This window comes from Alienimonas chondri (genome assembly GCF_013036045.1).
Classification (GTDB): Bacteria; Planctomycetota; Planctomycetia; order Planctomycetales; family Planctomycetaceae; genus Alienimonas; species Alienimonas chondri.
Genome location: NZ_WTPX01000272.1, coordinates 1 through 3,518, shown reverse-complemented (window position 1 = coordinate 3,518; position 3,518 = coordinate 1). Strand labels below are relative to the sequence as shown.

Here is a 3,518-nt window from a genome sequence, read left to right as displayed (position 1 = left end):
CCCGGACCCTCCTCACAACCTTCAATCGCCCATGATGACCGCCCGCCCCGCCCGCCGCCTGATCGGCGGCGGGCGGGGCGGGCGGTCATCATGGGCGATTGAAGGTTGTGAGGAGGGTCCGGGGCGGCCGGGGAACGGGCCGCGGATGGAAACGAGCCCTGTCCAGCGAACACGCGAGGGGCGGACGAGCCGGTCCCGGTCGCGCTCCGCGGCGGAGACGCATTTCGATCCGAACAGGTTAGCACATCGCGTACCGACCCGGCCGGTCCCGGCGATTCGCCCCGCAGACCTCGGCAAAACCGGGGACCGCGCGACGAACGGATCGGGTTCTCCGATTAGATCGCCCCCCGGGGACGTGCGTCAACCGGCACATTGTCCCATCGGCGTGCGAGCGAGCCGGCTCGACGGTCCCGACGCCCCCCGCAAACCCTCAACGGACCGTGCGCCGAACCGCGGAAGTGTCCCGTCGCCGCGGCGCGGCGTGTAACATCGACATCCGCCGCCCCCGCTGGAACGCCCCGTGACCGCTGCCCCCCTCGCCGTTCTGCTGGCCGCGGCATTCGCAGCCGAACCCGTAGACCCCGCGGAAACCGAAGGTCCGTCACCCGCACAGATCGCCGCGACGCTGGTCGTCGCTCCCGGCCTGACGGTCGAACTGGCCGCCGCGGAGCCGCTGATCGTCGATCCGGTCGCCCTGCGGTTCGACGAGCGCGGCCGGGCGTGGGTGGTGGAGATGGGCGACTACCCCACGCCGCCGCCGGAGGGTTTTTCTGAAGAGAACCCGCCGCGGGGTCGGGTGCGGATCCTGGAGGATGAGGACGGCGACGGCACGTTCGACACCGCAATGACCTTCGCCGACCGCCTCCTCTTCCCCACCGGTTTGCAGCCGTGGAAAGGCGGCACCTTCGTGACCCTCGCCGGCCGCGTCAGCTACTTCCCGGACGAAACCGGCCCCGAGGGCACGCCGGACGGCACGGCCGATCGGGAGGATGTCTGGTTCGCCGGCTTCGCGGAGGAGAACGAACAACTGCGGGCGAACCACCCGACGCTCGGCCCGGACGGCTGGGTCTACGTCGCCAACGGCCTCCGCGGCGGCAAGATCGTCCTGGGCGAGGCGAACCCGTCAGCGGCGAAGCAAGCCGACGACGCCCCGCTGGACCTCTCCGGCCGCACGTTTGCCTTCAACCCGCACACCGGCGAGGCGAAGGTCGTGGCGGGCGCCGGGCAGTACGGCCTCAGCATCGACGCCTTCGGGAACCGTTTCTTCTGCGAGAACCGCAAGCCGGTCCGCCACGCGGTGCTGCCGGACTCGCTGACCGCGCTGAACCCGCACCTCGCCGTCGAATCGGCCGTGCACGACGTCGCCGCCTGGGGGCCGGACTCCAAGCTCTACCCGACGCAAAAAGCGTTCACCACCAGCCTCGCCCACGCCGGCCAGTTCACCGCGGCGTGCGGGGTGTTGAACGTCCCCATGTTCGCCCCCCCATGGGCCGTGTGCGACCCCGTCGCATATGTCTGCGAGCCGACCGCCGGGATAGTGCATCGAGAAGTCCTCAGATCGGACGGGGCGACGTTCACCTCGAAACCTGCCCGCGAGGGGGTGGAGTTTCTGACGTCGACGTCGCCTTGGTTTCGCCCGGTCGACTTGGCAATCGGCCCTGACGGGAGCCTTTACGTGGTTGATATGGCCCGAGCGGTCATTGAACACCCCCACTGGATGCCTGAAGAATTAAAAAACCGGCCGGACCTACGATATGGCGAAACCCGCGGTCGGCTGTGGCGAGTGCGAACCGAGAACCAGTCGTATCAACAGTTTGGCACAGAAACCGGCAAGCCGTTGGTCGAAGCGGATTTGTCCGAACTCGTTGAGGCTCTCCATCGGACCCACCAGACGGCGATCACCGCCATTCGAATACTTCATGAACGTCGCGACCCGCAAGCGCATTTATGGATTCGAGACATGAACTCAGTCTATTGGAATGACGAAGGTCTCTCCTACGGACTCGCCTATCTTGCCGCCGTCGGAGCACTCACCGAACGCGACGTTTTGCATGGGATTCGGGAACTGCCGGGACGCACCGCGCGGCTCGCCGCTGAGAGCGGGGTTCTGACGCCCAAGGTCCGTGCCGCGATCTTCGAAGTTCTGCGTGAAGAAGGTGCCTATTTCGGCGATGTCGCCTTCGACCTCTGCGTCGCCCTCGCCCCACACGCGGATGATCCAGCGGTGTTTGAAGCATTAGTCAAAGCGGCCGTGCGGTCGGACGATCCGTATCTGCACACCGCCGTGCTGGCGGGCGCCGGGCGGGCGGGGCAACCGACGCCGTTGACCGCGGCCCTGTGGCTCTCCGAGACCCCGGTGCCGCTGGACTTACTAGAACGCTCCGCGGAGGTCGCCGGGCGCCGCGGCGAAGTGACGGCGACGATGGGCATGGCGGTCGGCTCGGCGCTGGCCGACCGGGTGGTCTCCGACAAAGCCGCGGCGGTGTTGCGGGGACTCGACCGCGGCACCGGCCCGGCGCTGCGGCGGGAGTTCGCGGCGCTGGAGCCGAACTATCGGGAAACGCTCGCTGCCGCGTTCAAACAACGAGTCACGAGGTCCGAGAGCCGGGCGGAGGACCTGTTTCTGCTCGCTTTATTGAAAGAGACGTGGCCGAACCTCGCCGAAATCGCCGCGAGCGATGCCGACCCGGCCGTGCGGGTCGCCGCCGTCCGCCGGCTCGCCCGCACGGAGTCCGAAGCCGCGGCCGGGTTGGTCGCCCGGCTGCCCGCGGAGACCCCCGCGGTGCGGGCGGCGTTGATCGACCTCGCCCTCACCGCCCCGGATCGCTCCGCCGCATTATTAACTCTGGTGGAGGAACAGGAACTGACCGCCGCAGCGGTCGGTCCGGCGGCGACGCGGCGGTTGCTCAAATCGAAGGACGAAGCGCTCCGCGAGCGGGCCGAGGCCGCGCTCTCCGGCGGATCGGCGGACCGGGCGGAGGTGTTGGAGCATTATCAATCCGTCTTGAAGATCGAAGGCGACGTGGCCCGCGGGCGGGCGGCGTTCACGCGGGCCTGCGCGACCTGTCACGCGGTGGACGGCGTCGGCACGGCGGTCGGGGCGGACATCTCCGACACCTATAATCGCACGCCCGAAAGCCTGTTGACCAACATCCTCGACCCGAACAAAGCCGTGGACGTGGGCGGCTTCGCCTATACCGTTCTGACCGCCGACGGCCGCGTATTGACTGGATTATTGACCAGCGAAACCGCCGGTTCGATCTCGCTGCAAAGCCCCGGCGGGGAGACCGTCACCCTGCCCCGCACGGAGGTGATCGAACTCCAATCCGAGGGCGTCTCCCTGATGCCGGTCGGGCTGGAGGAACAACTCACCCCACAGCAGATGGCCGACCTGCTCGCCTTCCTGAAGGGCTGGCGGTACGAGGAGTGACGGGCGGTCAGCGAACTCCCCTCGCCCCTCTTTAGGGGAGAGGGGTTGGGGGTGAGGGGACCTTCAACGCCCGGCCCACCTTCAACTT

1 protein-coding gene is annotated in these 3,518 nt (G+C 68.2%); it reads left to right on the top strand.

Annotated elements, in window-relative coordinates; translation table 11 throughout:
* The first annotated feature begins 520 nt into the window (after positions 1 to 520).
* Positions 521 to 3,430, top strand: coding sequence for a PVC-type heme-binding CxxCH protein (locus tag LzC2_RS20805; protein ID WP_171189946.1), 2,910 nt, complete (start codon positions 521 to 523; stop codon positions 3,428 to 3,430).
* Positions 3,431 to 3,518: the final 88 nt, after the last annotated feature.